At 66.8% G+C, this 2,751-nt stretch carries 2 protein-coding genes and 1 pseudogene; 1 reads left to right on the top strand and 2 read right to left on the bottom strand.

The window, feature by feature from the left end; all coding sequences use genetic code 11:
• Window positions 1-301 (bottom strand): annotated as a pseudogene (locus Q8M88_RS09900) (hypothetical protein); the annotation flags it as partial.
• Between the two features lie 374 nt (window positions 302-675).
• On the opposite strand from Q8M88_RS09900, the gene Q8M88_RS09895 reads away from it, so the two are divergent.
• On the top strand, window positions 676-2,463 hold the full coding sequence (locus tag Q8M88_RS09895) for a long-chain-acyl-CoA synthetase (RefSeq protein ID WP_305596876.1): 1,788 nt from the start codon (window positions 676-678) through the stop codon (window positions 2,461-2,463).
• A 4-nt stretch (window positions 2,464-2,467) separates the two neighbouring features.
• On the opposite strand, the gene Q8M88_RS09890 is transcribed toward Q8M88_RS09895, so the two are convergent.
• Window positions 2,468-2,751, bottom strand: a 284-nt coding sequence (locus tag Q8M88_RS09890; RefSeq protein ID WP_305596874.1) for a DUF3597 family protein, incomplete at its 5' end; no start/stop codon positions are given.

Genomic DNA, 2,751 nt, shown 5'->3' with positions numbered 1-2,751 from the left:
GCGGCGGCGTCATCGGCGCGGGCGGAATGGCGGGCGCCATCGCCACCGGCGCAGGCGATCCAGGCGTGAGTGCGGCCGTGCTGTTGTCGCTCGGCGCGAGGACCAAGTAGGCGGCCGCGCCGATCGCCACCAGGGCGACGGGGATGCCGACCAGCGCCACGGGCGGAATGGCCCCGAAGGCGCTGTTGGAACGGCGCTTGGCCGGACGGGCGTAGACCGGCTGGGCGGCGAACATCGGGCTATCGGCTTCGTCGCGCGTCAACTCGTCTCGAGCAGCGGCGGCGGTAAAATCGACAGACATAGGTCCCTCCTGAATTTCCAATCGGGAGCACAACGGGCGTTGGTGCAGGTTGTTCCGCCCGTCGTTAAGGAACGCGAGACCCGGACTGCCTTCTGGCCGGCGTATAGGTGGTCAAAAATGATCAGTCTTCCATGGTGATCGGCGTGGCCGACGCTGGAAATGATCATCTAGACTGAAAGAAGTCCGCCGATATTTAGATTTTATCTGAACACTAAATCGCCCGATTCTGGCGGCTTGCGCGGCGTTCGGCGTGTGCAGGCTGTCTCAACGGTGTGCGGACGCTCGCCTCTCACGGGTGTGACCATCCGCGCTGCTCGCCTCGCTTGACCCATTAGCTGGGCCGCACGCAAGGTGACGCCGCGGCGGAGGGCGAGATGAGTTTGAAGGCCAAGCTTAAGCGTGAGTTGCGTTTCTTCCGGGGATTGAACCGTACGCTGGGGCGGATCCGCCCGCTGTCGCCCGAGTCGAAGACCCTGGTCTGCGACGACCTCCAGGCCGCCGTGGAGCACTGGCGCGAGCGCCCGGCGATGACCTTTGAGGGCCGCACGCTGACCTATGGCGAGCTGGACGCCATGGCCAACCGCTTCGCCCATTGGGCCAAGGGGGCAGGGCTGCGGCGCGGTCAGACGGTGGCGCTGTTCATGCCCAATCGCCTGGAATATTTCGCCGCCTGGTATGGGCTGTCGAAGGTCGGCGTGATCACCGCGCTGATCAACAACCAGCTCACCGGCGCGGCGCTGGCCCACTGCCTGAACATCTCCGGGGCGTCGAACTGCATCGTCGATGGCGACACCTCGCCGGTGTTCGAGGCCGCGCGCGACCAGCTCGACCGGCCGATGCTGCAATGGGTGCTCGGTCGCGCCCAGGGCGATCAGCGAGACCTGGCGCAGGCGCTAAAGAGCTGCAGCCAACTTCCGCCTGACCGCTCGGTCCGCGAGGACATGACCGCCAGCGACACCGCGCTCTACATCTACACCAGCGGCACCACCGGCCTGCCGAAGGCGGCGCGGGTGTCGCACCTGCGCGCCCAGCTCTACATGCGCGCCTTCGCGGCGGCGACGGACGCCAAGCCCAAGGACAGGGTCTATGTGGCCCTGCCGCTCTATCACGCCACCGGCGGGCTCTGCGGCCTGGGCGCGGCGCTGCTCAGCGGCGGTTCTGTGGTCCTGAAGCGCAAATTCTCGGCCAGCCAATTCTGGCCGGATATCGTCTCGGAAGGCTGCACGATGTTCGTCTACATCGGCGAGCTCTGCCGATATCTGGTCAACCATCCGCCTGAGGAGGACGAGACCCGCCACAAGTTGCGGCTGGCGTTCGGCAACGGCCTGCGCCCCGACATCTGGCCGCAGATGAAGCAGCGTTTCCGCATCCCCGAGGTGCTGGAGTTCTACGGCTCCACCGAAGGCAACGTCTCACTGTTCAACTTCGACGGCCGCGAGGGCGCGGTGGGCCGCGTGCCGCGCTGGGTGCGCAAGCGCTTCAATGTTCGGCTGGTGCAGTTCGACGCGGAGACCAACGAGCCGATCCGCGGGACTGACGGGTTCTGCATTGAGTGCCCGCCCGGCCAGATCGGCGAATGCATCGGCAGGATCGGCGGCGACGCGCGGTCGGACTACGGCGGCTATGTCGACAAGCTGGCCTCGGAGAAGAAGGTGCTGCGCGATGTCTTCGAGAAGGGCGACGCTTGGTTCGCCACCGGCGACCTGATGCGCCAGGACGGCGACGGCTACTTCTATTTCATCGACCGGATCGGCGACACCTTCCGCTGGAAGGGCGAGAACGTCTCCACTGGCGAGGTGGTGGAGCATCTGCAGGCGGCGCCTGGCGTGCGCGAGGCGATCGTCTACGGCGTGCCGATCGAGGGCGCGGAGGGGCGCGCCGGCATGGCCGGACTGGTGGTCGAGCCGGACTTCGACCTGGCGGCGTTCGGCGCACACGTGGAGCGCGACCTGCCGGCCTACGCCCAGCCGGCGTTCATCCGCATCCTGCCGCAGATCGACGTCACCGGCACCTTCAAGCACCGTAAGATGGACCTGGTCGCCGAAGGCTACGACCCGGCGCTGGTCAAGGGCGCGCTTTATTACCGCGACGCCAAGCGCGGCTACGTCAAGATCACCAAAGCCGGCCACGAGAAGATCATGGCCGGCGCGGTGAGGTTCTAGACGTCTAGTCCTTGAGGCTGTCGGGCACCTTGCCGCCGTTCTCGGCTAGCTTCTTCATGACCGCCTTGTGCAAGGCGATGTTTTGTTCGGCGCTGCCGTCGGCGCCGGCGTGGACGCCGAGTTCCTGGCCGAGCTCCTTGCGAGAGCCGAGGTCGGAATCGAGGTCGAGCAGCTTCAGCAGGTCGACGATCGAGGTGCGCCAGTTGCCGCCGCCGCCTTTGGCCTGGGCCAGTTCGGTGAGCACGGCCTCCACATCCACCGGCGCGGCGGGCGCCGCCGCCGCGGGCG

This window comes from Phenylobacterium sp. (genome assembly GCF_030693805.1).
Classification (GTDB): Bacteria; Pseudomonadota; Alphaproteobacteria; order Caulobacterales; family Caulobacteraceae; genus Phenylobacterium.
This window is presented reverse-complemented; position numbering and strand designations above follow the sequence as displayed.

Bases quoted from the DNA above. Each gene is read 5' to 3' on its own strand.
- Q8M88_RS09895 (WP_305596876.1), top strand. From the start codon at position 676: ATGAGTTTGAAGGCCAAGCTTAAGCGTGAGTTGCGTTTCTTCCGGGGA.